We start from the raw sequence: 1,870 nt of genomic DNA on the forward strand, positions 1-1,870 counted from the left end.
CCATCACATTGCTTGGCGATAACCCGATTCTGCATGAACTGCAAACGCCATTTACTGATCCTGGCGCGACCGCCTCCGATGCAGCCGATGGCGATCTATCTGGTTCCATCGTCCCAACTGGCGCTGTCGATCCAAATGTTGCAGGCACTTATACACTCACCTACAACGTCACCGACTCTCAGAGCAACGCCGCGCCGACAGTCACTCGTGACGTGATCGTGGCTGACCGCACCGCTCCAGTAATTACACTGAATGGCGCCGCTACGGTACAGCACGAGCAAGGCACGACCTACACGGATCTTGGCGCAGCAGCGACCGATATTATTGATGACAATGCAACACTCACTTCAGCGATTTTGGTAAGTGGTTCGGTGAACGATGCCGTAGCGGGCACTTATGCTCTGACATACGATGTATCTGACGCCGCAGGCAATGCCGCAACGCAAGTTACGCGCACCGTCAATGTGGTCGACACGACCATCCCAGTCATCACGCTACTTGGCTCTGATCCTGTCGATCACGAGGTAGGCACGGTTTACACCGATGCCGGCGCAACCGCTTCCGATAACATCGATGGTGTTATCACCGGTAACATTGGCGTGACTGGCAGCGTCAATGCCAGCGTCATTGGCACGTATTCGCTTACTTACAACGTGCAAGACTCGTCGGGCAATGCGGCGGCGACCGTGACACGTACTGTGAACGTCGTCGATACCGGCGCGCCGACCATTACCCTACTGGGCAGCAACCCGATCCTGCATGAACTGCAAACGCCATTTACTGATCCTGGCGCGACCGCCTCCGATGCAGCCGATGGCGATCTATCTGGTTCCATCGTCCCAACTGGCGCTGTCGATCCAAATGTTGCAGGCACTTATACACTCACCTACAACGTCACCGACTCTCAGAGCAACGCCGCGCCGACAGTCACTCGTGACGTGATCGTGGCTGACCGCACCGCTCCAGTAATTACACTGAATGGCGCCGCTACGGTACAACACGAGCAAGGCACGACCTACACGGATCTTGGCGCAGCAGCGACCGATATTATTGATGACAATGCAACACTCACTTCAGCGATTTTGGTAAGTGGTTCGGTGAACGATGCCGTAGCGGGCACTTATGCTCTGACTTACGATGTATCTGACGCCACAGGCAATGCCGCAACGCAAGTTACGCGCACCGTCAATGTGGTCGACACGACCATCCCAGTCATCACGCTACTTGGTTCTGATCCTGTCGATCACGAGGTAGGCACGGTTTACACCGATGCCGGCGCAACCGCTTCCGATAACATCGATGGTGTTATTACCGGTAACATTGGCGTGACTGGCAGCGTCAATGCCAGCGTCATTGGCACGTATTCTCTTACTTACAACGTGCAAGACTCGTCGGGCAATGCGGCGGCGACCGTGACACGTACTGTGAACGTCGTCGATACCGGCGCGCCGACCATTACCCTACTGGGCAGCAACCCGATCCTGCATGAACTGCAAACGCCATTTACTGATCCTGGCGCGACCGCCTCCGATGCAGCCGATGGCGATCTATCTGGTTCCATCGTCCCAACTGGCGCTGTCGATCCAAATGTTGCAGGCACTTATACACTCACCTACAACGTCACCGACTCTCAGAGCAACGCCGCGCCGACAGTCACTCGTGACGTGATCGTGGCTGACCGCACCGCTCCAGTGATTACACTGAATGGCGCCGCTACGGTACAGCACGAGCAAGGCACGACCTACACGGATCTTGGCGCAGCAGCGACCGATATTATTGATGACAATGCAACACTCACTTCAGCGATTTTGGTAAGTGGTTCGGTGAACGATGCCGTAGCGGGCACTTATGCTCTGACTTACGATGTATC

At 55.7% G+C, this 1,870-nt stretch carries 1 protein-coding gene; it reads left to right on the plus strand.

Annotated elements, in window-relative coordinates; genetic code table 11:
• Positions 1–1,870: DUF5011 domain-containing protein (locus A3750_RS03805; RefSeq protein ID WP_156498373.1), on the plus strand; the 1,870-nt coding region annotated here is incomplete at both ends.

The organism is Oleiphilus sp. HI0079 (assembly GCF_001635105.1).